This is a genomic window from Enterococcus sp. XAF26B05_ASV22, from assembly GCF_056727285.1.
Genome location: NZ_CM161538.1, coordinates 2,929,547 through 2,954,138, shown reverse-complemented (window position 1 = coordinate 2,954,138; position 24,592 = coordinate 2,929,547). Strand labels below are relative to the sequence as shown.

Genomic DNA, 24,592 nt, shown 5'->3' with positions numbered 1-24,592 from the left:
CAGAACAGGAAATCCAATACATTTCCTGTTCTGATTTTTTATAATTTTGACAAGTAATGTTCGATTGGTTTTTGATAATACTCCCAATCGTTCTTTCCTTCATTGAAATACTTAGCTAAAAGAAAGCCAATATAAGGTCCAGTTGTTAGTCCGGAAGATCCTAAACCACTTGCTATGACAGCAGTAGGATTATTTGGTAAAAAATTGAAGAAAGGGGCGAAATCTGAAGTGTAGGCGCGTGTTCCTACACGATAGGTAGATTGGTATTTTTCAAAAAAAGTTGACTCTGCTAAAAAAGGTACTGTTTTTTGTTGCAATAGAGAGAAGGCTTCTTTCGTCGGGGTTAAATCAAACCCACCATCGTTTTCGTGAGTTGCGCCCACTAGAATTTGTCCTTTTTCAAAAGGGATCAAATCACTTTCGCCATCTAACATCGCAACTGGCCAACTACCGCTATCTTTGAAAGGTGTTTCAAAAGCTAAAAGTTGTCCCTTTTGTGCTCTGATATCCGTTTTAAAATCAATAGACGCTAACAATGAAGGCAAGCCAGGTCCAGTACAGAGCGCTACTGCATCGAATTGTTCAGTTTCATCAGCGATTTGAACAAGCCATTGATCATGGCGCTGACTAAGCATGGCTGTACCAGTTTTTAAGACGATCATGTTTTCTTGTGCACGTTGTCTTAAGGTTTCTAAGTAGCTAGCACCGTCTAATTTCCCACCACCTGTGATAAATAAAGCCGATTGTACCTTCAATAAAGGTAATTTTTCCACGACCTGTTCCCCAGTCAATAATTGAATGTCACCAATTTCGGGTGCATGTTGTTTTCTTTCTTCTGCTAATTGCATCAGTGCATCAAGTTCACCATCTTTTCGAAGAATCAGAGTGCCAGTTTGTTGGTAAACGTTATTCGATAGAGAGAAGTCTCGAACTAACTTAGGATAAAAAGCGGCGCCATCTTTAGCTAGTTGATACCATTTTTTATTGCGTCGTTTTGAAAGCCAAGGTGAAATGATGCCAGCGCTTGCTTTAGTTGCTTGCCCAACGGGATTGTCATAAACTGTTACACTATATTTTGTCAAATCAATGTAGTTGGCTAAGGTCAAACCAATGATCCCGCCGCCTATAATGGCTAATTTTTTCATGAGAAACTCCTTTTTGTCCTTATAAAATCAAGTAACTCATTTTCACATAAGTTTGTAGAGGATGCAAGGGATTTTGACAGTCGAGCATGAGTAGGGATAATGGGGAACTTTTGCGAAACAAATAAATGTCAATATAAAACGTTTAGGTCCATAATGATAAGAAAGAGCTAAATGGAGGAAGAACAAATGAATGAAAAAAATCAAATGAATGTTGTAGGTTTTTTTGAAGGATTTCCAATTGAAAATGAAGCGAGTTTTATAGATGACTATAGCTCGGTTCCGATACCTGGCGCGTCAGATATCCTTATAAAAGTTAAGGCAGTATCTATAAATCCTGTCGACTCAAAATTAAGACTAACGACAAAAAAACAAAATCAATTACGTATTTTAGGATTCGATGGAGTCGGAGAAGTTGTTTCTGTTGGGGAAAAAGTGAGCAAGTTTGCTGTAGGGGATCGTGTCTTTTATGCGGGGACAACTAAACGTGCAGGTAGTAACCAAGAATTCCAATTAGTCAACGAAGGAATCGCCGCTTTAGCGCCTAGCAATTTAAAGGATGAAGAAGCAGCTTCTTTGCCTTTGACCGCTTTGACTGCTTATGAATTATTATTTGAAAAATTTGAGTTGATTCCAAAAGAAAATGCCAATAAAGGGAAATCCATTTTGGTGATTAATGGAGCGGGCGGTGTAGGATCGATTTTAACTCAACTTGCTCATTGGGCAGGAATGACTGTTTTTGCTACAGCCAGTCCCAAAAATGTTGATTGGTTAAAATCAAACGGTGTGAATCACCCTCTTGACTATCATCAGGATCTTAAACAAAGCATTGAAAAAACAGGGACTCATACTATTGACTATATTGCGGTTTTATTCAATATACAGCCGTACTTTGATACAATAGCTGAGCTGGTCACCCCTTTTGGGCACGTTGGGACAATCGTTGGATTAGATGAGAAACTAGATATCGGTATCTTAAAAAATAAATCTGTCAGTTTTGATTGGGAGTATATGTTTGCGAAAACAGATTTTGACTATAAAATCGAAACCCAAGGAGAAGCACTTGCGACAATCAGTCATCTTGCAGAAACTGGGAAAATAAGAGCGACGGTTGGGAAACTTTATGCAAATGGAATCAATGCTGCCAATCTGAAAAAAGCCACAGCTGATGTCGAGGCGGGGCATATGAGAGGGAAAGTTGTGGTTAGTGGCCCATTTAACGGAGAACCAGAAGAAAAAGGGGATTCTGGTACAGTCTAGAATAGTTAGATAATTTTAGTTTTACAGGAGAGTAAAAGGCACAAGAGTAGACAAAAGCATCTATCGCTTTTGTCTACTCTTGTGTTTTTTGATTACAAAATGAAATAATCATTCTGTTTTGGATATTGTTTTACTAGTTTTTATATAATTGAATTTAAATAAAAATCTGTGTTAAATGTGGAAAATGATGAATTAAGAGTGGAATTAAAAAGGTGACAAGATTTTGGTGAGTAGCTTATAATAAAGTAAACAGTCGAATGAATGGGCTTCATAGAATCGCCCTATCTAGTTTTTAAAATAAGGAGTACACAGATGACACTAAAAGAAAAAATAATAGAGGAAAGTAAGCGCTTAGGCATCGACAAAATCGGTTTTGCCTCTGCTGAGCCTTTCTATGAATTAGAAGATTCACTGATAGAACAAAGAGAACTCGGGTATAACTCTGGGTTTGAGCATCAAGTGATAGAAGAACGAATCTACCCAGAAAAGACCTTTGAAAATCCTAAAACGATCATTTCTATCGCGTTAGCTTATCCTACTAAAATCGAAGGGAAAGTACCCAGAGACGAAAAACGAGGGATGTTTGCTAGAGCTTCATGGGGCATTGATTATCATGATGTTCTACGAGATCGTTTGTCAAAGTTGATTGCATTTATTCAATCTCAAACACAAGGTCTAGAAGAAACAGGTGAATGGCGTTTTGCACCTCAAGTTGATACTGGAGAGTTAGTTGATGTAGCTGTTGCGCAACGTGCGGGTCTAGGGTTTATTGGGAGAAATGGGCTGTTGATTACCGAAGAGTTTGGTTCTTTTGTTTATTTAGGCGAAATCGTAACCAATATCGATTTTGAAGTAGATGAGCCGATTCCTTTTGGTTGCGGGGATTGTACTCGTTGTGTGACAGCTTGCCCCACGCAAGCACTTTTAGGGAATGGTAGTATGAATGCTAAAAAATGTTTATCTTATCAAACACAAACCAAAGATATGATGCCAGAAGAATATCGTAGAAAAATGCATAATGTAATTTATGGCTGTGATATTTGTCAGTTGGTCTGCCCTTATAACAGAGGGAAAGATTTTCATTTTCATAAAGAAATGGAACCCGAAGTCGATACGGTGTATCCGAAGTTAAAACCAATGCTGAGTCTGTCCAATAAAGAATTTAAAACACAATTCGGACATTTATCGGGCTCTTGGAGAGGGAAAAAACCGTTACAACGAAATGCGTTGATTGCATTAGCTAACTTAGGTGACCGCAGTGCATTACCCGACATCGTCGTTTGCGCAAAAGAAGATGTCCGTCCTGTTATCAGAGGTACAGCTGCTTGGGCAATCGGCAAATTAGGCAATAAAGAAGCGGAAAAATGGGTTGATTTTTTAACTGAGTTGCTAGAGGTAGAAACAGAGGAAGAAGTCCTTATAGAAATAAAGAATGCGATCAAACAATTAGAAAAGACATAAAGAAAAAGGTGTGAGACAAAAGTAAAAATCACTTTTGTTTCACACCCTAAATACAAATAAACGCTTCTATTCCAGTCTTTTCTTGATAGTTAACTAATAAGTTTAAGCTTTAACAGCTTCTTTAGGTTCGCGGCCTAAAATAGCTTGTAAGACTGTTAAGACGCCATATGAAGCTAAAATTGTGTAAATCAAGCTTGAATAAGTTGTAATCTCGAAATCCCACGTTTTGTAAATAACTAAAACAATTGCTAAAACAATAGCTGCAAGAACGTTGAAGAATGCAAAAGCCCATAAATTTCCGTTTTCTTTACGTGAAAGATAATAGATCGAAAACCATAAACTTAATACGCCCCAAGCGATGCAGACCAAAATTGCTGCCCAATAAATAATAAATGCTACCACGAATTTTCACCTCACTTTTATACATTAAGTATTCTATCACGTTCTCTTTTGTTTGTCATGAAAAGACAGTGAAAAACCTAACATTCTTAAAAGCTTCTCACATGGTTTTTATTACATATAAATAGTATTCCAAGTTGTACAGCATAGAGTCTTTCTTTTGATTTTATATGAATATTTTTTCTTTCTACTCCTCATTTACGTTATACTATATCTATTAGGAGATGAATGTATGCAAACGATTGATAAGAAAAAGGCTGCAACTCTGATTGAGCAAGCTGAAACAATCACATTCTTAACAGGTGCAGGTGTTTCGACTGCTTCTGGTGTACCCGATTATCGCTCACTATCTGGACTATATCAAGGGGTTGAACAACCTGAATATTTGCTAAGCCATTCATGTATGATTGAAGAACCAGAAAAATTTTATTCATTTATACAAACGCTGTACCATCCGAAAGCAAAACCAAATATGATCCATTTAAAAATGGCAGAATTAGGACGAATAAAAGATACCTGGGTCATCTCTCAAAATATCGATGGACTACATGCCGCTGCTGGAACGAAACATTTGGTCAACTTTCATGGAGATTTGTATGACTGCTATTGCAGAAAATGCGGACAAAACGTTTCAGCTAAAACGTATCTACTGTCTGATTGTCATGATCGATGTGGCGGTCAAATTCGTCCAAATATCGTATTATATGAGGAAGGATTAGAAGAAAGAGCAATTGAATTATCTATCGAAGCAGTCGCTAAGGCGGATTTAGTTGTTATTGTAGGAACTACTTTTCAAGTACATCCATTTTGTGACTTGATTCATTATGCAGCAAACACCGCCAAAATTTTGGTAATCAACCAAACAGCGATTCAATTAAATAGAGATGCTTACTTTTTTAAACAAGACGCGGCAAGCGTTTTTGAAACTATTTTATAGAGGAGTTTTTTTATGGAAGAAATCAAATCAGAACGACAAAAAATGATCGATGGCGAACTTTATTTTGCAGGAGATCCAGAATTAGCAACGGCACGCAAGTTTGCTAGGGAGCAAATGAAACTGATCAATGGAGAAGAAGATCGACAAATTCGTCGTCAGTTAGTGGAAGAAACATTTGGCACTACTGGAACAGGTAGCTACATTGAACCGTCAATCAGTTTCGATTATGGCTTTAATATTCATGTCGGAAAAAATTTCTATGCTAATTTCAACAGTATTTTTCTAGATATATGTCCAATTACAATTGGTGACAACTGTATGTTTGGGCCGAATGTTCAATTATACGCAGCGACACATCCATTGCATCCGGTTAAACGAAATAGTGGTTTGGAATATGGTAAACCCATCACAATCGGGGATAATGTTTGGCTTGGTGGAGGGGTTGTGATCACGCCAGGAGTAACATTAGGGGATAATGTGGTAGTTGCGGCAGGCGCAGTCGTAACAAAATCTTTTCCAGCTAATTGTGTGATCGGTGGAAATCCAGCGAAAATCATCAAAGAAATCGAATTGGATGAAAAACGTACACCGTTAACTGTTCAACGGGATAAAATCAATGCTTTGGATAAACAAATCGTTGCTTTATTAGAGGAACGAATGGATGTAGTCAAAGCGATTGCTACGATCAAAAAAACATCGGATCAACCCGTACTAGACTCTTCAAGAGAACAAGAAGTTTTAGCAAAAATAGACACATATATTGAAAATGACCAATACAAGGAAACCATCAAAGAAACCTACCAAGAGATTATGGATGCTTCAAAACGGTTTCAACAAAAGCAACTAGATTAGTAAGCGACAGGAGGAAATTGGATGGAGGGTATTAAAAGACGAGAAGCAATTTTACTCGAATTAGAATCAGCAGATAAACCAATGAGTGCCAGTCGTTTTGCAAAAGAATTCAAGGTCAGCCGCCAAATTATAGTTGGAGATGTGGCACTCTTGAGAGCCGCAGGTTACGAAATTATCGCAACAGCAAGAGGTTATTTGCTTGAGTCTGAAAAAGACAAGCAAGGGGTTACCCGAAAAATAGCTTGCCAACATACGCCAGAGCAAACTGAAGACGAACTGCTAACGATTGTTTCATTGGGTGGTGAAGTGTTAGATGTGGTGGTTGAACATCCGATTTATGGTGAATTAATAGGAGGGCTGCATATTCACACGGAAAAAGAAGTGACTGAGTTTGTCAAAAGCTATAAAAAAAACAGTGCTTCATTATTATCTGAGCTGACGAGTGGCATTCACTTGCACACGATTCGTTGTGAAGATGAAGAAGCACATAATCACATCAAAAAAGCATTAGCGCAAAAAGGAATTTTGTATAAGGAATAACAACGTAACATTCAGTTCGTGCTTGTTTTATTCGAGTGAGCGTTTTGTCAAGAACATGCAAGGAGGCAGTAAGAAATATGAAAAAACAGATAATAATTGGTTTGGGATTGTTTGTATTATTAGCCGGATGCGCAAATGGCAAAATGAAAGAAGTTGCCAGTAGTTCAACTGAAGGAAACAATCAGAGCAACAGTTCGATTACTCAAACGACATCACCGCATACAAGTAATTCTACGCTATCTACAACTAGAAACTCATCAGAAGCGTGGAGTTCAAAAGAAACGTCAACATCTGGCGGAGACAAAGAATATTCATATGAAGTATCGTTGGATAGCATAAAAGCAGTGGATGTTTTTACACGAAATGGAATGAATATTCCTCAGATGATCGAATTGTCATTTAAAGAGGATCCTCAAGGAATAGCTGCCTTTATCATTAAGGGTTCAGAACGAGATTCTGTGACAAGCTATGAACTTTCTTATCAGCTAATTGCCACAAAAACAATCCGTGTTTTTTCAGCAGAAACGAATGAAATACGGACTGTACATGTAAATACAGAGTTAGTAATGGGGGAGTTACTTTCCGGTGATCAAGGTCGCGATATGTCCGGTAATCTATATGTTTTTGTGAATAAAAGTGGTCGCTTATCGTTAGCCACACCGAATTATGCTGGAAATGTTGAAGAAAAAGACGCCGATGTGATGTTAGAATATTTACCGAGGTAAGTAGAGAAAATAAAAAGCTTTATCAGAGATCACAACGAGATCTGATAAAGCTTTTTAATCATTTTTTTAATTATTTTCTGCTTCAAATTTCTCGAAAGCTGATTTGATAACGTCTTTAAGAGCATTAGCAGAAGCATTCATTCGATCCATTTCAGAATCTGTCAATGGAATTTCAATCACTTGTTTGATTCCTTGACGATTGATTACAGCCGGTGCACCAATGTAAATATCATTTTGGCCATATTCACCATCTAAGTAAACAGAAAGTGGGAAGACAGAATCTTCATCGTCTAAAATGGCTTTTGTTATTCGAGCTAAAGCAGCTGCGATTCCGTAGAATGTTGCACCTTTTTTCTCGATGATTGAATACGCAGCATCTCGTACATTAAAGAACAGGTTGACCATTGCTTCCTCATCTACATCCGGGTTATTTTTGACCCACTCATAAATTTGCAAGCCGGCAACGTTGGCGTGAGACCAAACTGGAAATTCAGTGTCGCCATGTTCACCTAAAATATAAGCATGGACATTACGAGCATCAACATCCACTAATTCAGCAATTGCTTGACGGAAACGTGCTGAGTCAAGAGATGTTCCTGAACCGATAACGCGTTCTTTTGGAAATCCAGAGAATTTCCATGTAGAATAAGTTAAAATATCAACTGGATTTGCTGCGACTAAGAAAATACCGCTAAAACCTGAATCAACGATTGCAGTGACGATTTGTTTGTTGATTTTTAAGTTTTTATGAACGAGATCGATTCTTGTTTCACCTGGTTTTTGTGCCGCTCCTGCTGTTAATACGACAAGATCAGCATCATGGCAATCATCATAAGTAGCAGCATAAATCTTTTTAGGAGAAGTAAAGGCTAGTGCGTGTGATAGATCTGCTGCATCGCCTTCCGTTTTCTTTGTATCTATATCAATAATACCAACTTCTTGAGCAATATTTTGAGTGACTAAGGCAAAAGCATAGCTTGATCCGACAGCGCCATCTCCAACTAAAATTACTTTTTGGTGGTCTTTGTTTCCTACTGCTGCAGTCATGTGTATCATTCCTTTCAGATAATTGTTTTATCACTATGATATTACCATCGTTTGTGAGGTTTGTCACGTTTTTTGTTTATATAAAATAATACAGTTTCCAGGGGTGTTTCATAAGAAAACTCTTTCATGTGCGCTATTTCACTATTTGTTGGTTTTATCATTTTTTTAATTTTCTAAACTATAAATGGAGCTTACGGCTTTTTTAAGAATTTAAATGAGCCGGTAATTGCTTGTTTTATGGTATAATTATAAAAAAACTGGGCAAGGAATTCTCCTGCCCAGATATTTTGTGTTGGACAACGAATACAGGGTGGTAAAATAGCACCTTTTATTAAGGAGAATATAGATAGATGAAAATGATTGTCGGATTAGGTAATCCAGGAAGTAAGTATCAAGAAACAAAGCATAATATTGGATTTATTACGGTTGATGAAATTGCGCAACGCAACAATGCACCCTTTAATAGAAGTCAATTTGAAGCGGATATCGCTGAATTTTTTATAGGAACAGAAAAAATCATGTTAGTCAAACCTCTTACATTTATGAATGAGTCTGGTCGTTCAGTCGGACCCTTGATGACCTATTATGGTGTAGAAGAAGCGGACTTGATCGTTATTTATGATGACTTAGATTTAGAAATCGGTAAAATTCGTTTACGTGAGAAAGGCAGTGCTGGTGGACATAACGGCATTAAAAGTTTGATTTCTCATTTAGGCACGAATGTGTTTCCAAGAATCAAGATCGGTATTGGACGCCCTATCGGTAGTAATACAGTTGTTCATCATGTATTGACCGGTTTTCCTAAAGAAAAACACGAAGAGATTTTAATAGCAGTGAAAACTGCGGCAGATGCAGCAATTTACGCTTGTGAAGGCCATACATTTGTTGATACGATGAATCAATTTAATGGAAAATAAGCAAAATAGAAAGTATAAAAGGAGGAGCCAGTTTTGAACATCATTGAACGAATTGGTGCAAGTGAGCTAGCCCAAGAGTGGCAAAATCAACTAACTAAAAACACACGCCAGTTGATTACAGGGCTAGCCGGCTCTGCTAAAACATTAGTCATGACGAGTGGCTATAAAGAAAAAAATAAAAAAATCATCGTAGCTGTTCCTAATCTTTATTATGGTAACCAGCTAGTTGAAGATTTTCGTAATATTTTATCAGATGAAGAAGTCTATATTTTTCCTGTAGATGAAGTTTTGTCTGCGGAAATGGCTTTTTCTTCCCCAGAAGCGAGAGCGGAAAGAGTTGCGGCTCTTAATTTTCTTTTAACGGATCAAGCGGGGATTGTTGTTGTTCCCGTAGCAGGTCTAAGGAAATATTTACCGAGTAAACAAACATGGGAACAAGCGCAGCTTCATTGGGAGATTGGCGGGGAAATTGAACTAGATACATTAGCACAACAACTAGTTTTGATGGGCTATGAGCGTCAATCTTTAGTTGGAAAACCAGGCGATTTTAGTATTCGGGGCAGTATCGTCGATGTTTATCCGTTGAATTCTGAATACCCTGTAAGAGCAGAATTATTCGATATTGAAATCGATTCTCTCCGTTATTTTGAAGCAGATACCCAACGTTCAGTGGGGGCGATTGAATCGGTGACACTTTCACCAATGACGGATTTAGTATTTTCAAATGAAGACTTGATCTATGGCGAAAAACAACTAACTAACGCATTAGAAAAAAGAATTGCGATAGCCAAAGATACCGCTGAAAAAGAGTTTCTTCAAGATTATTTTGGCCAGTTGACGACTTCTTGGAGCCAAGGAATTCCAACTGATACAGCTCATTACTATACTGATTTTTTATATGAAACAAAAACAACTTTATTGGATTATATACCAGAAGATAGTTTCGTTTTTATTGACGATTATGCGCGAATCTTAGAAGCAGAACGTGAAATCATTCGTGAAGAAAGTGAATGGCAAGTCTTAAAGCTAGAAGAAATGCGTGTCTTTCCTGAGCAAACTTTTGGATTAGAATTTCACGAGCAAGTAAGGAAAATGACTTTTGCGACAACATTTTTTTCGTTGTTCCAAAAAGGAATGGGAAACCTGCGTTTTCAAGCGGTTCATAATTTTCAGTATCGCTCGATGCAGCAATTTTTCGGTCAAATGCCATTACTAAAAACCGAAATGGATCGCTGGCAAAAACAGGATCAGACGGTTGTTGTTTTTGTGCCAACTAGAGAACGGAGTCAAAAAGTCGAAGAACTGTTTCGGGATTTTGATATTTCCAGTGTGACCGCTTCTGCTGATAAATTAATAGAAGGAAAAATTCAAATCGTAGAAGGTTCTTTGCAGTCAGGGTTTGAATTACCTGTCGAAAAAATCGTTGCGATCACTGAAAAAGAAATTTTCCATACTACGACGAAAAAACGAGCACGACGCCAAACCGTTTCCAATGCAGAACGCTTAAAAAGTTATAGTGATTTAAAAAATGGTGACTATGTTGTGCATGCGAATCATGGTATCGGTAAATATATTGGGATGCAAACGTTAGAAGTTGATGGTGTTCATCAAGATTACATCACGATTTTATATCAAAATGATGATAAGTTATTTATCCCAGTTACCCAATTAAACTTGATTCAAAAATTCGTCGCATCCGAAGCGAAATCACCAAAAGTCAATAAATTAGGTGGTAGCGAATGGAGTAAAACCAAACGCAAAGTTTCTTCTAAAATCGAAGATATCGCAGACGATCTGATTCAACTATACGCTTCAAGAGAATCCGAGAAAGGATATGCTTTTCCGCCTGACGATGCTTATCAAAAAGAATTTGAAGATGCCTTTCCATATAGTGAAACAGACGACCAATTACGCAGTACAGCTGAGATCAAACATGATATGGAAAAAACTCGACCGATGGATCGATTGCTGGTTGGGGATGTTGGATACGGAAAAACAGAAGTCGCTTTGCGTGCTGCATTCAAAGCAATCAATAATAATAAACAAGTCGCTTTTCTCGTTCCTACAACAATTTTAGCACAGCAGCACTACGAGACGATGTTGGATCGGTTTGAAGGGTTTCCGGTGGAAGTCGGCTTATTGAGTCGATTTAGAACGAAGAAACAACAAAATGAAACAATCGAAAAAATCAAACATGGACAAGTGGATATTGTTGTTGGAACGCACCGTTTACTTTCGCAAGATGTGAAGTTTAGTGATCTTGGACTTTTAGTGATCGATGAAGAACAACGCTTCGGTGTAAAACACAAAGAACGTTTGAAACAATTAAGAGCACAAGTGGATGTGTTAACCCTAACTGCAACACCGATTCCTAGAACATTGCATATGTCGATGCTAGGCGTTCGAGATCTTTCAGTTATTGAAACGCCACCAGAAAATCGTTATCCGATCCAAACATATGTCATGGAGAATAATCCAGGCGCGATTCGAGAAGCAATCGAACGTGAAATGGCGCGTGATGGACAAGTGTTCTACTTGTACAATCGCGTGGATACCATTGAACAAAAAGTTGAAGAAATTCAAGCGTTAGTTCCAGATGCTAGAATTGCGTACGCACATGGTCAAATGACCGAAGTTCAGCTTGAAAATACTCTGTTTGACTTTATTGAACGCCAATATGACGTGTTGGTTACGACAACGATCATCGAAACCGGTGTAGATATCCCAAATGCGAACACTTTATTTGTGGAAAATGCCGATTATATGGGCTTATCTACACTTTATCAATTGCGTGGTAGAGTCGGACGAAGCAATCGAGTAGCGTATGCTTATTTTATGTATGAGCAACAAAAAATATTAAATGAAGTTAGTGAAAAACGATTAGAAGCAATCAAAGATTTTACTGAACTTGGTTCTGGGTTTAAAATTGCGATGCGAGATTTGTCGATTCGAGGTGCTGGAAATCTCTTAGGCGCCCAACAACATGGCTTTATTGATTCTGTTGGATTTGACATGTATTCACAAATGCTTTCAGAAGCAGTTGCACGTAAACAAGGGAAAAATATTCAAGATCAAAAAACATCTGTGGAAATTGATTTAGGAATTGATGCTTACTTACCAACGACTTATATTTCGGATGAACGTCAAAAAATTGAAATCTATAAACGAATTCGTCAGTTGGAAAATATGGACATGTATGATGAGTTGGAAGCAGATTTACTCGATCGTTTTGGTGAGTATCCAGATGAGGTAGCTCATTTACTAACGACGGGACAAATCAAAATGGATGGAGATCGAGCATTAGTAGAAACAATTCGTAAGAGACAACAAGAAATTACGTTTACGTTGAGTAAAATTGGCACAAAAACATACAATGTAGAACAAATTTTTGAAGCCTTGTCACACACGCAGCTAAAAGCAGATCTTGCAGTAGACAATGAGAAAATGGCAGTTCGTTTAAAAGTGCCTAAAGACATGAAAGAAGCAACTTGGCTACAAGAAGTAGCACTATTTACAAGTGCTTTAAGGCAAGAGAAGTATAAGACTGTAGCAGTTGAGGCAGAGTAAAACAATGAGCTACGAGGGCAAGCTCTTTGGGAAAAATAGAATGTGAAAAAGACGTCACAGTCCAAGTTCTATTTCCCACTCAGAGCTAAATGAGCCTGTAACGCTTTTAAAATAGGAGGTCAACGAATGGCACACAAAGAAATGCGGTCGATGATGCAAGGTGCAGCTATTTTGACGATTGCATCGTTTATTGCCAAAGTACTGAGTGCGGTTTACAGAGTACCTTATCAAAATTTGGTTGGGGACGAAGGTTTCTATGTTTATCAGCAAGTTTACCCAATCTATGGCATTGCGATGACCTTAGGGTTATCTGGACTGCCGCAATTTATTTCAAAAATTGTCGCAGAGCAACCAGATATCAGCAAGCAAAAGAAAATGTTACAACAGCTTTTTCCATTTGTTTTTGTTATTGCGAGTTTGTGTTGGGCGTTTTTCTTTTTGGGAAGTCATGAAATTGCTTTTATGATGGGGGATCATCGATTAGCCTCTTTGATCCAAGTTGTTTCGTTTACATTCTTATTAGTTCCAATACTGTCTTTTTATCGTGGAAATTTCCAGGGGCATTTAATGATGGTTCCAAGCGCCGTTTCACAAGTAACAGAACAAATTGTTCGAGTCGGCGTGATTTTGATTGCAGCGTATTCATTTAGCCGCTTTGGCTGGTCGGTCTATCAGACGGGGACCATTGCAATGGGTGGTGCGTTGTTTGGTGGCATCGTTGCTGTGGGGATTTTATGGTATTATGACAGGAAAATACGGGTAGGAAGTTCGGCGTATCTTACGCAATGGAAAGTTGAAAAAGGTTCTGGGAAATTGTTTGGTCGTTTGGTCATCGAAGGTGGAATTGTATCCTTATATAGTGCCTATTTGATTTTCTACCAATTGATCGATTCTTTTTTAGTCAAAAATTCTTTAGTAGCTGCTGGAATCAGCGATGCTGCTGCGAAAGTTGATAAAGGAGTCTATGATCGTGGACAGCCACTGGTTCAACTAGGTTTAGTTGTGGCACTAGCCTTAAGCTCGAGTTTTCTACCAGCGTTGACAAAATATTTTATGAGCCAAGAAAAGACTCGATTTTTACAAGTCGCTAAACTATTTTTACGCTTAACTACAACGGTTGCTACAGCAGCTTCGATAGGATTAGCCTTGTTGTTGCCATATATAAATTTCGCTTTATTTAAAGATTACAAAGGGAATGGCGTGTTAGGCGTGTATGTTTGTTCGATTGCATTTATGGCAGTCATTCAAGCTTATCAGAGTATTTTACAAAGCCGCAATCAATTTATGACATCGATAGTTTCAGCAGGGATAGGGTTGTTAGTCAAGCTATTTTTAACAAGCTCTTTGACCTATAAATGGGGGACGCTAGGAGCAAGTGTTTCAACAATCGCAGGTTTAATTGCGACCTTATGTTTACTGATCCTATTTTCCAAAAATGAAATCAATCGTTTTATTGTAGAAAATCATTTCTTCCGAAAATTAACAGCGAGTATTGGAACAATGGGGATTGTATTGCTCTGTTACCAAGGAGTTATTGCACTCTTATTAGGGAACATTGAGCATCGTGGACAAGCGTTGATCATCGCCATCGTGGGTGTTTTGATCGGCGGCGCTACATTTATTTTTATGATTATTAAAATACGGTTATTTACAACACGGGAATGGCTAACATTACCGTTTGGAGCGAAAATATTAAGAATGAAGAGGTAAAAATTATGCGCTTAGACAAATTTTTAAAAGTTTCACGTATTATTAAAAGAAGACCTGTAGCGAAAGAAGTTGCAGATAAAGGTCGGATTCAAATCAATGGAATCTTAGCAAAATCATCAAGTAACGTAAAAATTGGTGATCAAGTAAAGATACAATTTGGTAATAAAATCTTAGAAATCGAAGTCCTTGAACTCCGCGATTCGACGAAAAAAGAAGATGCGGAAAAGATGTATCAGATTATTTCAGAGAAAAGAGTCGAAAATAGTGACAATTTAGATTAGACAAGCCTCTTAGATGTTGGTATAATAAGACAGACAAACCAAAAAACGAGTGGAGCGGAAAACATGGGCAATAAGAAAAAAGACATGGAGAAAGTTGCTGCATTAGATAATGAGTATACCAAAGAACAGTATGCCGAGTTTCAAAAACAGCAAAAGCAGTTGATTTTCAGGCGCCGACGTCTGGCAGTAGTTTTTCTCGTGGCGTTTGTGATTTTTATCGTTTCAGGCATCCAGCTAATGAAGGACTATCAACAATTGAGTGTTTTCAAAAAGCAGCAGACAGAAGCTGTAGCTGAATCGGCAGAAGCCGATAAGAAGTTAAAGCGTTTAGAACAGGACGTTGCTCTTCTAAGAGATGAGGATTATGTGGCGAAGTTGGCTCGTAGTCGGTATTATGTCTCTAAAGAAGGCGAACAAATTTACAACATTCCAGAGTTAGGCGGAACGACTAGCTCCAGTAATGAACAAAAAGCATCAGATAGTCAATCACAGTCTCATTCATCTGAAAAACAATCAGGCGAATAGCTGCAGATATAATAGGGTAAATAATAGGAGGAACATTTTTTTTATGTCAATCGAAGTAGGAGCGAAGTTGCCAGGAAAAGTGTCTGGTATCACTAATTTTGGTGCTTTCATCGATCTAGGTGAAGGGAAAACAGGGTTGGTTCACATTAGTGAAGTATCAAATGGATTTGTAAAAGATATCCATGATGTATTAACCGTAGGAGATGAAGTGACAGTAAAGGTTACTTCTGTCGGTGATGACGGTAAAGTAGGCTTATCTATTCGTAAAGCACAAGAACAAGCGGCAGAGCCAAAACGTGAATATCAACGTCGTGATAACAATGAGCATCAAGGGAGTCGCGATCGCGGCGCTCGTCCAGCACCTAAAAAGCAATTTACAAGAGCACAACCAATGAATTCAAAACAAGATTTTGATTCATTGATGAGTTCATTTTTAAAAGATAGTGATGATCGTTTAACTTCTCTAAAACGCAATACAGAAGGTAAGCGTGGCGGACGTGGTGGACGTCGTAACTAACGAATAAATGATTGAAGCTGAGCGAAAGCTCGGCTTTTGTGTTTTGGGCATTTTTTTGAGTAGTCTATAAACGATGAAACAAAGAGGTGAGTAGATGTTTCAAGAATTTTATGATCATTGTAAAAGAAATAAGTACTGGTTGCCATATCAAAAAGTGTTATTGGCTGTTTCAGGTGGAGTCGATTCAATGGTTCTATTAGAATTGATGCAAACTGCCGCACAAAAAGATCACTTAAAATTAGTGGTAGCCCATGTCGACCATCAGTTGCGCTTAGAGTCAAAAGCTGAAGCAGAGTATCTTAAAAGTTATTGCCAACAAAAAGAAATTCCTTATTTTAGTAAAGTATGGGAACGATCAGACAAAACAAAAAACACAGAAGCCCTTGCTCGTGAGTTTCGCTATGATTTTTTTACGAAGCTCATGGAACAAGAAAATATCCCAGTACTTTTAACCGCACACCACAGTGATGACCAAGCTGAGACGATTTTGATGAAACTGACAAGAGGTAGTGCTTTACCGAATTTAGTCGGAATTAGAGCAACACAATCATTTGGAAAAGGCAAATTGACTCGTCCTTTATTAATTTTTTCCAAAGAACGATTGGAACAGTTCGCTAAAGAGTCAACAATTGTGTATTTTGAAGATAGCTCAAATCGCAGTGAGGCATACATGCGGAATCGTTTCAGGCATCAAGTGGTTCCAATCTTAAAAAAAGAAAATCAAAAATTTTTGCAGCATATGGCTGATTTTAGTGAACAAATCGCCTTAGCGGACGAGATTATTCAGTTGGTTATAGAACCAAAGTATGACAGTTGGGTGGTAAAAACAACAGAAGGTTGGCTTGTTCAATTGACGGAATTGAAACAAGAAAAAAGAAGTGTCCAGATATTTTTCTTGATGACCTTGTTTCAACGAACAATTGTCCCAAAAGGTGTAACCATCAACCGACTGCAGATTGATCAGCTTCTTTTATTGCTGGATCAACCCGCTCCACAGTTGTCTATGGATTTGGAATATGGGTGGCAAGTTGTGAAAGAGTATAACACCTTCCATCTGAAAAAAAGCGAATTAACCCATGAAGCAAAATCGTTTCATTTAAATGTAAACGACCACGTCTTCCTCTCTGAAACTGAATGGCTGGGTTTAGAAACGGCAGAGAAAAAAATCGTACTACCTGAAAAAGTAAAAGAATGGTCCGATTATTCATTGCTTATAAGTGGACAAACACCATTACCATTGACGATTCGTCATCGGAAAAATGGAGACAGAATCTCGTTAACACCGAACCTCACCAAAAGGCTAAACCGACTTTTTATTGATCAAAAAGTGCCCAATTTAATTAGAGAACGTGCGTGGGTCATTCATTCAGCGGAGGATCAGATTATCTGGGTTCCTCAATTCGCAAATTCATATTTGAGTATTCCTAAAGAAACTGATAAAATACTCTACAGGCTCCTTTATAAAATAAAAGAGTAACAACTGAAAAATACTTTTATTCAAAGAAGCAAAATAACATAAAATAATAACTAAAGACCTTAAAGGGAAAGGAGAGCCGTTTCTCTGGTGAATGGATTCGCTTAGAAGCAAAGGACATCGAACCTTAAAGGAAAAAGGAGAATAATATGTTAGAGAACGATATTAAACATGTTTTGATCACGAAAGAACAAATTCTTGAAAAATCAACTGAACTTGGCAAACAACTAACAGAAGATTACCAAGGGAAAAATCCTTTAGTAATTGGTATTTTAAAAGGTGCAATACCTTTCATGGCAGATATCACACGCTGTATCGATACTCATTTAGAAATGGATTTTATGGCTGTATCTAGCTATGGAAATGCAACGGTATCCTCAGGAGAAGTGAAAATCATCAAAGATTTGGATACAAATGTTGAAGGACGTGATATCCTGATCGTAGAAGATATTATCGACAGCGGACGCACGCTAGCCTACCTAGTTGACCTTTTCAAGTACAGAAAAGCAGCTTCTGTTAAAATCGTCACGTTATTGGATAAACCAGAAGGACGTGTAGTTGATATCGTCGCAGATTATGTGGGCTTTGATGTGCCAAATGAATTTGTTGTAGGGTATGGTTTGGATTATGCAGAAGCTTACCGCAATCTACCTTATGTAGGCGTATTGAAACCTGAAATCTACGAATCAAATTAATATCTCTCTTAGATTTAGTTATGTTACAATGTAAAGGTCAGAATTGATAAAAAATAAAACGTAAAATTAAATTACGCGCATTAGTCAAAGGAGGACAGGCATGAATAAAAAGAATAGCGGCATGAAAAATGGCCTATACTATGTATTGCTGATTTTGGCGATGGTCATGGTTGTGTATTTCATTTTTGGAAATAACAATCCCCAGTCACCAGATATCGAATACTCAACATTTAATACCCAGTTAGAAGAGGGGAAAGTCAAAGAACTGACGATCCAACCAACCAATGGTGTATATAAGATCACAGGTCAGTACAAAGAAAAACAAGAAATCAAAAACACTGGGGGTCTTTCTTTATGGGGATCAACAGAAGTTTCCACAAAAGCCTTTACCACAATTGTCTTGCCTAGTGATATAACCTTATCAGGTATCCAAGATATGGCCAAAGACAATAATGTGAAACTTACAGTAAAAGAGCAATCCACAAGTGGTGCTTGGCTGTCCATCTTATTTAGCTTCTTACCAATCGTATTGTTCATCTTCTTATTCTATATGATGATGGGACAACAAGGCGGCGGTGGAGGTGGCGGCGGTCGTGTTATGAACTTTGGTAAATCAAAAGCCAAAGAAGCAGACAAAAAAGCCAACCGCGTGCGCTTCTCTGATGTAGCAGGAGCGGAAGAAGAAAAACAAGAATTAGTCGAAGTGGTTGAGTTCTTAAAAGATCCACGACGTTTCGTTGAATTAGGTGCTCGTATTCCAGCGGGTGTTCTTTTAGAAGGACCTCCAGGAACAGGTAAAACATTACTTGCTAAAGCTGTTGCCGGTGAAGCTGGCGTACCTTTTTATTCCATCTCAGGTTCAGACTTCGTTGAAATGTTTGTCGGTGTCGGTGCAAGCCGTGTTCGTGACTTATTTGAAACAGCTAAGAAAAATGCACCAGCAATCATCTTCATCGATGAAATCGATGCAGTTGGTCGTCAACGTGGCGCTGGTATGGGTGGAGGACACGATGAACGTGAACAAACCCTAAACCAATTACTGGTTGAAATGGATGGATTTGATGGTAATGAAGGTGTTATCGTCGTTGCAGCAACCAACCGTTCAGACGTGCTAGACCCAGCTTTACTTCGTCCAGGGCGTTTTGACCGTCAAATTTTAGTTGGCCGTCCAGATGTTAAAGGGCGTGAAGCGATTCTTAAAGTTCATGCACGTAACAAACCATTAGCTGACGATGTTGATTTGAAAGTCGTGGCACAACAAACACCAGGTTTTGCTGGTGCAGATTTAGAAAACGTCTTAAACGAAGCAGCACTAGTCGCTGCTCGTCGTAATAAGAAGAAAATCGATGCATCCGATGTGGATGAAGCGGAAGATCGCGTTATTGCAGGACCTGCGAAAAAAGATCGTGTTATCAACAAAAAAGAACGCGAAATGGTTGCTTACCATGAAGCTGGACACACAATAGTCGGATTAGTCTTGAGCCGTGCCCGTATCGTGCATAAAGTGACGATCATCCCTCGTGGACGCGCTGGTGGTTACATGATCGCTTTACCAAAAGAAGATCAATTCTTAATGACTAAAGAAGATATGTTTGAACAAATCGTTGGGTTGCTTGGTGGACGTACAGCAGAAGAAATTATTTTCAATGTACAATCAACTGGTGCATCTAATGACTTCGAACAAGCAACAGGGATTGCCCGCAGCATGGTAACTGAATATGGAATGAGCGACAAATTAGGTCCAGTTCAATATGAAGGAAACCACCAAGTTTTTGTTGGCCGCGATTACGGTCAAACAAAAGCGTACTCCGAACAAGTAGCATTTGAAATCGATCAAGAAGTACGTCGTATCTTGATGGAAGCACACGATAAAGCACGTGAAATCATTGAGGCTCATCGTGCACAACACAAACTGATTGCTGAGAAACTATTAGAGTATGAAACGTTAGATGCTCGTAGTATCAAATCATTGTTTGAAGAAGGTGTTATGCCTCAAGACGTTATCGATAGCCAATTCCCTAGCGAAAAAGCTCAAACGTTTGAAGAAGCAAAACGTGCACTAGAAGAAAAAGATGCACAAAGACAAGCCGAAGAAAAACAAGATTTTGAAGAAGCAAAACAAGAATTAAACGACGAAACGGAAGAAGTAAAAGCGGACAGCGAAAAAACAGAAGAAAAAGTTCAATTAGAAGTAAAATCTGATGATGAACATAAAAATGATTCTGAATATGACCGTAACAACTTTGATGATCGTTACAAATAAAACACGTAGAGCATCCTTTAAATAGGGTGCTCTTTTTTAAGCTGGAATTATTTAGTTGAAAAAATAATCAATTCCTAGTATTATCGGGTAATGAGTTAGAAAAGTACCAAGTGAGAAGAGGGAAATAAAAATGGAAGATTACTTAGTAAAAGCATTATGTTATGAAGGATCGATTCGCGCTTATGCAGTTTGCGCAACTAATACAATTTCAGAAGCACAAAAACGCCATGACACATGGAGCTCGTCCACCGCTGCATTAGGTAGAACAATGGTTGGCGCTTTACTACTTGGCGCAACATTAAAAGGTGAAGACAAATTAACGGTTAAAGTTCAGGGGAATGGACCAGCTGGTAGTATTGTTGTGGATAGTGATGGTAGCGGAAATACTAAAGGATACATAAAAAATCCTCACGTGAGCTTAACGTTAAACGAGAGCGGTAAGATCGATGTTCGTGGAGCTGTCGGAACAGAAGGTATTTTTACGGTGATAAAAGATTTAGGATTGAAAGAAACATTTTCAGGACAAACACCAATCGTTTCTGGCGAAATTGGAGAGGATTTTACTTACTTCATGGCCGTTTCAGAGCAGATTCCATCAGCGATTGGTTTAAGTGTTTTAGTCGATACAGATGAAAGTGTCAAAGCAGCCGGTGGATTTATGATTCAAGTCATGCCTGGAGCAGATGAAAAAACGATTGATTTTATAGAACAACGTTTACAAGAAGTACCGATGATATCTCGTTTGATCGATGAAGGTGAGTCACCTGAGGGAATATTAGAACGACTACTTGGTAAAGATCAAATCGAAATCTTAGAAAAAATGCCTGTACAATTCAACTGTAACTGCTCGAAAGAAAAATTTGGTACAGCGATCATTGCAGTCGGTTTAGATGAAATTAATGCCATGATTGAAGAAGACCATGGGGCAGAAGCGGTTTGCCAATTTTGCGGTGATAAATATCATTATAGTGAAGACGATCTAATTGAATTAAGAGATGAAGCAATCAAAAATACCCGTGAAAAATAGGAGCGTATCCTTATGTGGAAAATAGGAAATATCGAAATTCCAAATCGTGTCGTTGTAGCACCTATGGCTGGCATCAGCAACGCTGCGTTTCGCGTGACGGTCAAAGAATTTGGTGCAGGACTTGTTGTCTGCGAAATGATTAGCGATAAAGGAATCCAGCAAAGAAACCAAAAAACGTTAGATATGCTCTATATAGATGAGCGAGAATATCCATTAAGTGTGCAAATTTTCGGTGGAGATAAAGAGAACTTAGTTGAAGCGGCAAAGTTTGTTGAAGAAAATACTAAAGCTGCCATTATCGATATCAATATGGGATGTCCAGTAAATAAAGTAATTAAGGCAGAAGCAGGAGCTAAATGGCTTTTAGACCCGAATAAAGTCTATGAGATGGTTGAGGCGGTCTCCTCTGCTGTAGATTTACCAGTTACCGTCAAAATGAGAACTGGTTGGGATGAAGATCACTTATTTGCTGTAGAAAATGCACTGGCTGCAGAAAAAGCCGGAGCGTCTGCCATCGCTATGCATGGGCGTACTAGAGTTCAAATGTACGAAGGACAAGCAAATTGGGATATTTTAAAAGAAGTGAAACAACATCTAACCATTCCCTTCATGGGAAATGGTGATGTACGTACACCAGAAGATGCTAAACGTATGTTGGAACATGTTGGTGCAGATGGTGTGATGATCGGTAGAGCCGCTTTAGGAAATCCGTGGATGATCCAACGGACAAAACATTATTTAGAAACAGGAGAACTTATGCCTGAACCAGCGCCACACGAAAAAATCGAAACAGCCAAAGTTCATTTGCAACGTTTAGTAGAATTAAAAGGTGAAAAAATCGCCACCAGAGAGTTTCGTCAGCACGCTTCCTACTATCTAAAAGGAATTCCTCGTGCGGCTAAAGTAAAAGTAGCAATCAATCAAGCAGAGACTCAACAAGTGATGATTGACTTGTTAGATGCTTTCGAGGAAAAAGCAGAAAAACATGCAGAAAAAGAAACAATCTAATAAAAAAAGCAGGCTGAAACAGAAATACGGCTTGCTTTTTTTTGTTTCAATGTGGCATTATAGGGGTATGTGATTTCAGAATGGAGGAAATACAGTGGCAGATGAACAACAAGCGCACCTAGAGGATTTAAACGATCAAATGCTTGTGCGTCGTGAAAAAATGGAAAACTTACGTGAAGAAGGGATCGATCCTTTTGGTAAACGTTTTGACCGGACACATAATTCAAAAGAATTACATGAACAATTTGACCAATACTCAAAAGAAGAATTGAATGAAAAAGATTTATCAGCAAGTGTAGCTGGTCGAATGATGACAAAACGCGGCAAAGGAAAAGCAGGATTTGCGCATTTGCAAGATCGTGAAAGTCAAATTCAACTCTATGTGCGGAAAGACCAAGTAGGCGATGAAGCGTACGAAATCTTTAAACACGCAGATTTAGGTGATTTCTTTGGTGTGACTGGACAAATTATGAAAACTGATACAGGCGAAGTGACGATTAAAGCAAAAACAATCGTATTATTGACGAAAGCCTTGCGCCCTTTACCAGATAAATACCACGGTTTAACAAATATCGAACAACGTTACCGTCAACGCTACTTAGACTTGATTAGTAATAAAGACAGTTTCGATCGTTTCATGAAACGTAGTCAAATTATTAGTGAGATTCGCCGCTATCTCGATAGTAACGGTTATGTGGAAGTAGAAACACCTGTTTTGCACAATGATGCTGGTGGAGCGCTGCACGTCCGTTTATCACACATCATAATGCACTGGATATAGATCTATATTTGCGAATTGCTTTAGAGTTACATCTGAAGCGTTTGATTGTCGGTGGCATGGAAAAAGTTTATGAAATCGGTCGAGTATTTCGTAATGAAGGAATCGATACAACACATAATCCAGAATTTACAATGCTAGAAGCTTATACAGCGTATACTGATTACAAAGATGTAATGGATTTAACTGAAGGTATTATTCGGAATGCTGCAGAAAAAGTATTGGGAACAACAACTATCACATATGATGGTCAAGAAGTTGATCTAGGTTCTGAGTTTAAACGTGTGCACATGGCAGATGCAATCAAAGAACAAACCGGTGTAGATTTCTGGCAGGAAATGACTGTTGATGAAGCGCGCGCTTTAGCGAAAGAACATAATGTAGAAATCAATAATAATATGGCAGTTGGTCATATTTTAAATGAATTCTTTGAAACGTTTGTTGAAGAAACGCTTCAACAACCAACATTTGTCTATGGGCATCCAGTAGAAGTATCTCCTTTAGCGAAGAAAAATCCAGAAGATGGTCGCTTTACCGATCGCTTTGAACTATTTATAGTAGGAAAAGAATTTGCTAATGCATTTACTGAGTTGAATGACCCAATTGATCAACGTGAACGTTTTGAGGACCAAGAAAAAGAACGTGAACAAGGAAATGATGAGGCGCACGGTGTGGATGAAGACTTCATTGAAGCTCTAGAATACGGATTGCCACCAACCGGCGGATTAGGTATTGGGATAGATCGTTTAGTTATGCTCTTAACGGATGCTCAATCAATACGTGACGTCTTGCTATTCCCAACAATGAGATAAAATTTTAAAAGAAGAGATTATTTATCGATAATCTCCTCTTTTTTATTTACTGAAAAATAGTGTATGTGCTCCTCGTATCATGCAATTTAGATGATTAGAAACGAACAATAAAGAACAAAAGTAATAAAACAATCGGGAACCGAAAAAACTTTAAAAAAAGCGCAAATTTTAGTTGACCTAAGCCTATAATCTTGGTATATTATATCTTGTCGCAAGGCACTGATGAAACACGCCGAACGATGAGCATAATATAACAACTTAAAGTTTAAAAAAACTTTGAGAATCAGGAAAAAAAGTTGTTGACAAACAATAAGTAACCTGATAAACTAATGAAGTTGTCGCAAGAACTAAAGACGACGAACAAGAAATAGAATAACATTTCAAGTCCTAAAAAAACTTGAAAAATCAGGAAGAAAGTTGTTGACAAATAACAAACAACCTGGTAAACTAATGAAGTTGTCACGAAACATCCGATAACATCAAGCAGAAAAAAACTTTGAAACTTTTTTAAAAAAGTGTTGACATCGAATCGAAGATTTGGTATGATATAAAAGTTGCTGCGAGGTAATACAGTAGACCTTTGAAAACTGAACAAAGTAAGACGAACCAAATGTGTAGGTTGTTTTTACAACGGTAAAAGCAAACAACAATTTTA

General features: G+C 38.1%; 20 protein-coding genes and 1 pseudogene. 18 read left to right on the top strand and 3 right to left on the bottom strand.

Annotated elements, in window-relative coordinates; translation table 11 throughout:
- Positions 1 to 38 precede the first annotated feature (38 nt).
- A complete protein-coding gene (locus AC1PU0_RS14665; RefSeq protein WP_206849300.1) occupies positions 39 to 1,145 on the bottom strand; it encodes an NAD(P)/FAD-dependent oxidoreductase in 1,107 nt (368 codons plus the stop codon).
- A 186-nt stretch (positions 1,146 to 1,331) separates the two neighbouring features.
- Here AC1PU0_RS14665 and AC1PU0_RS14660 point away from each other — a divergent pair, with 186 nt between their 5' ends.
- Together AC1PU0_RS14660 and queG are read left to right on the top strand one after the other, a co-directional pair.
- A complete protein-coding gene (locus AC1PU0_RS14660; RefSeq protein WP_206849301.1) occupies positions 1,332 to 2,402 on the top strand; it encodes a zinc-binding alcohol dehydrogenase family protein in 1,071 nt (356 codons plus the stop codon).
- Between the two features lie 312 nt (positions 2,403 to 2,714).
- Positions 2,715 to 3,863, top strand: a complete 1,149-nt coding sequence (gene queG / locus AC1PU0_RS14655) for a tRNA epoxyqueuosine(34) reductase QueG (protein WP_206849302.1) — start codon at positions 2,715 to 2,717, stop codon at positions 3,861 to 3,863.
- A 102-nt stretch (positions 3,864 to 3,965) separates the two neighbouring features.
- Here queG and AC1PU0_RS14650 read toward each other — a convergent pair whose 3' ends face one another.
- Positions 3,966 to 4,265: a hypothetical protein gene (locus tag AC1PU0_RS14650; protein WP_069655083.1), complete on the bottom strand. Its 300-nt coding sequence runs from the start codon at positions 4,263 to 4,265 to the stop codon at positions 3,966 to 3,968.
- A 229-nt stretch (positions 4,266 to 4,494) separates the two neighbouring features.
- On the opposite strand from AC1PU0_RS14650, the gene AC1PU0_RS14645 reads away from it, so the two are divergent.
- From AC1PU0_RS14645 to AC1PU0_RS14630, 4 genes are all read left to right on the top strand, one after another.
- Positions 4,495 to 5,199, top strand: coding sequence for an NAD-dependent protein deacylase (locus AC1PU0_RS14645; protein ID WP_069655084.1), 705 nt, complete (start codon positions 4,495 to 4,497; stop codon positions 5,197 to 5,199).
- Positions 5,200 to 5,211: 12 nt separating this feature from the next.
- Complete coding sequence (locus AC1PU0_RS14640; protein ID WP_111247530.1) at positions 5,212 to 6,051, top strand: chorismate mutase; 840 nt, start codon at positions 5,212 to 5,214, stop codon at positions 6,049 to 6,051.
- A 21-nt stretch (positions 6,052 to 6,072) separates the two neighbouring features.
- Positions 6,073 to 6,591, top strand: coding sequence for a transcription repressor NadR (locus tag AC1PU0_RS14635; protein ID WP_206849303.1), 519 nt, complete (start codon positions 6,073 to 6,075; stop codon positions 6,589 to 6,591).
- Positions 6,592 to 6,668: 77 nt separating this feature from the next.
- On the top strand, positions 6,669 to 7,316 hold the full coding sequence (locus AC1PU0_RS14630; RefSeq protein WP_206849304.1) for a hypothetical protein: 648 nt from the start codon (positions 6,669 to 6,671) through the stop codon (positions 7,314 to 7,316).
- Between the two features lie 66 nt (positions 7,317 to 7,382).
- Here the strand turns inward: AC1PU0_RS14630 and AC1PU0_RS14625 are convergent, their stop codons facing one another.
- Entirely contained in the window at positions 7,383 to 8,363 is a 981-nt protein-coding gene (locus AC1PU0_RS14625) for an L-lactate dehydrogenase (protein ID WP_069655088.1), read from the bottom strand.
- Between the two features lie 350 nt (positions 8,364 to 8,713).
- Between AC1PU0_RS14625 and pth the strand changes: the two genes are divergently transcribed.
- The 12 genes and pseudogenes from pth (at position 8,714) to lysS (ending at position 23,937) form a co-directional block, all read left to right on the top strand.
- On the top strand, positions 8,714 to 9,280 hold the full coding sequence (pth, locus tag AC1PU0_RS14620) for an aminoacyl-tRNA hydrolase (protein ID WP_069655089.1): 567 nt from the start codon (positions 8,714 to 8,716) through the stop codon (positions 9,278 to 9,280).
- Positions 9,281 to 9,313: 33 nt separating this feature from the next.
- Positions 9,314 to 12,847 carry a transcription-repair coupling factor gene (gene mfd, locus AC1PU0_RS14615; RefSeq protein WP_206849307.1) on the top strand — a complete coding sequence of 1,178 codons (3,534 nt, stop codon included), beginning with the start codon at positions 9,314 to 9,316 and terminating at the stop codon, positions 12,845 to 12,847.
- Between the two features lie 126 nt (positions 12,848 to 12,973).
- Positions 12,974 to 14,557: a putative polysaccharide biosynthesis protein gene (locus AC1PU0_RS14610; protein WP_206849308.1), complete on the top strand. Its 1,584-nt coding sequence runs from the start codon at positions 12,974 to 12,976 to the stop codon at positions 14,555 to 14,557.
- A 5-nt stretch (positions 14,558 to 14,562) separates the two neighbouring features.
- A complete protein-coding gene (locus tag AC1PU0_RS14605) occupies positions 14,563 to 14,838 on the top strand; it encodes an RNA-binding S4 domain-containing protein (RefSeq protein ID WP_010763793.1) in 276 nt (91 codons plus the stop codon).
- A gap of 63 nt (positions 14,839 to 14,901) precedes the next feature.
- Positions 14,902 to 15,363 (top strand): FtsB family cell division protein, encoded by a 462-nt coding sequence (locus AC1PU0_RS14600; protein WP_206849309.1) that lies wholly within the window; start codon positions 14,902 to 14,904, stop codon positions 15,361 to 15,363.
- 43 nt (positions 15,364 to 15,406) lie between these two features.
- On the top strand, positions 15,407 to 15,880 hold the full coding sequence (locus AC1PU0_RS14595; protein ID WP_069655093.1) for a S1 domain-containing RNA-binding protein: 474 nt from the start codon (positions 15,407 to 15,409) through the stop codon (positions 15,878 to 15,880).
- A gap of 94 nt (positions 15,881 to 15,974) precedes the next feature.
- The gene (gene tilS / locus AC1PU0_RS14590; RefSeq protein WP_206849310.1) at positions 15,975 to 17,357 is read left to right on the top strand and encodes a tRNA lysidine(34) synthetase TilS; all 1,383 of its coding nucleotides are present in this window, start codon (positions 15,975 to 15,977) and stop codon (positions 17,355 to 17,357) included.
- Between the two features lie 146 nt (positions 17,358 to 17,503).
- Entirely contained in the window at positions 17,504 to 18,049 is a 546-nt protein-coding gene (gene hpt, locus AC1PU0_RS14585) for a hypoxanthine phosphoribosyltransferase (protein ID WP_069655095.1), read from the top strand.
- Between the two features lie 100 nt (positions 18,050 to 18,149).
- The gene (gene ftsH / locus AC1PU0_RS14580) at positions 18,150 to 20,312 is read left to right on the top strand and encodes an ATP-dependent zinc metalloprotease FtsH (RefSeq protein ID WP_206849311.1); all 2,163 of its coding nucleotides are present in this window, start codon (positions 18,150 to 18,152) and stop codon (positions 20,310 to 20,312) included.
- 130 nt (positions 20,313 to 20,442) lie between these two features.
- Entirely contained in the window at positions 20,443 to 21,339 is an 897-nt protein-coding gene (gene hslO, locus AC1PU0_RS14575; protein ID WP_206849312.1) for an Hsp33 family molecular chaperone HslO, read from the top strand.
- Positions 21,340 to 21,351: 12 nt separating this feature from the next.
- Complete coding sequence (gene dusB / locus AC1PU0_RS14570) at positions 21,352 to 22,347, top strand: tRNA dihydrouridine synthase DusB (protein WP_206849313.1); 996 nt, start codon at positions 21,352 to 21,354, stop codon at positions 22,345 to 22,347.
- Positions 22,348 to 22,441: 94 nt separating this feature from the next.
- Positions 22,442 to 23,937, top strand: a pseudogene (gene lysS, locus AC1PU0_RS14565) (lysine--tRNA ligase).
- Positions 23,938 to 24,592 lie beyond the last annotated feature (655 nt).

Bases quoted from the DNA above. Each gene is read 5' to 3' on its own strand.
- AC1PU0_RS14665 (WP_206849300.1), bottom strand. From the start codon at position 1,145: ATGAAAAAATTAGCCATTATAGGCGGCGGGATCATTGGTTTGACCTTA.
- AC1PU0_RS14660 (WP_206849301.1), top strand. From the start codon at position 1,332: ATGAATGAAAAAAATCAAATGAATGTTGTAGGTTTTTTTGAAGGATTT.
- queG (WP_206849302.1), top strand. From the start codon at position 2,715: ATGACACTAAAAGAAAAAATAATAGAGGAAAGTAAGCGCTTAGGCATC.
- AC1PU0_RS14645 (WP_069655084.1), top strand. From the start codon at position 4,495: ATGCAAACGATTGATAAGAAAAAGGCTGCAACTCTGATTGAGCAAGCT.
- AC1PU0_RS14640 (WP_111247530.1), top strand. From the start codon at position 5,212: ATGGAAGAAATCAAATCAGAACGACAAAAAATGATCGATGGCGAACTT.
- AC1PU0_RS14635 (WP_206849303.1), top strand. From the start codon at position 6,073: ATGGAGGGTATTAAAAGACGAGAAGCAATTTTACTCGAATTAGAATCA.
- AC1PU0_RS14630 (WP_206849304.1), top strand. From the start codon at position 6,669: ATGAAAAAACAGATAATAATTGGTTTGGGATTGTTTGTATTATTAGCC.
- AC1PU0_RS14625 (WP_069655088.1), bottom strand. From the start codon at position 8,363: ATGACTGCAGCAGTAGGAAACAAAGACCACCAAAAAGTAATTTTAGTT.
- pth (WP_069655089.1), top strand. From the start codon at position 8,714: ATGAAAATGATTGTCGGATTAGGTAATCCAGGAAGTAAGTATCAAGAA.
- AC1PU0_RS14610 (WP_206849308.1), top strand. From the start codon at position 12,974: ATGGCACACAAAGAAATGCGGTCGATGATGCAAGGTGCAGCTATTTTG.
- AC1PU0_RS14605 (WP_010763793.1), top strand. From the start codon at position 14,563: ATGCGCTTAGACAAATTTTTAAAAGTTTCACGTATTATTAAAAGAAGA.
- AC1PU0_RS14600 (WP_206849309.1), top strand. From the start codon at position 14,902: ATGGGCAATAAGAAAAAAGACATGGAGAAAGTTGCTGCATTAGATAAT.
- AC1PU0_RS14595 (WP_069655093.1), top strand. From the start codon at position 15,407: ATGTCAATCGAAGTAGGAGCGAAGTTGCCAGGAAAAGTGTCTGGTATC.
- tilS (WP_206849310.1), top strand. From the start codon at position 15,975: ATGTTTCAAGAATTTTATGATCATTGTAAAAGAAATAAGTACTGGTTG.
- hpt (WP_069655095.1), top strand. From the start codon at position 17,504: ATGTTAGAGAACGATATTAAACATGTTTTGATCACGAAAGAACAAATT.
- ftsH (WP_206849311.1), top strand. From the start codon at position 18,150: ATGAATAAAAAGAATAGCGGCATGAAAAATGGCCTATACTATGTATTG.
- hslO (WP_206849312.1), top strand. From the start codon at position 20,443: ATGGAAGATTACTTAGTAAAAGCATTATGTTATGAAGGATCGATTCGC.
- dusB (WP_206849313.1), top strand. From the start codon at position 21,352: ATGTGGAAAATAGGAAATATCGAAATTCCAAATCGTGTCGTTGTAGCA.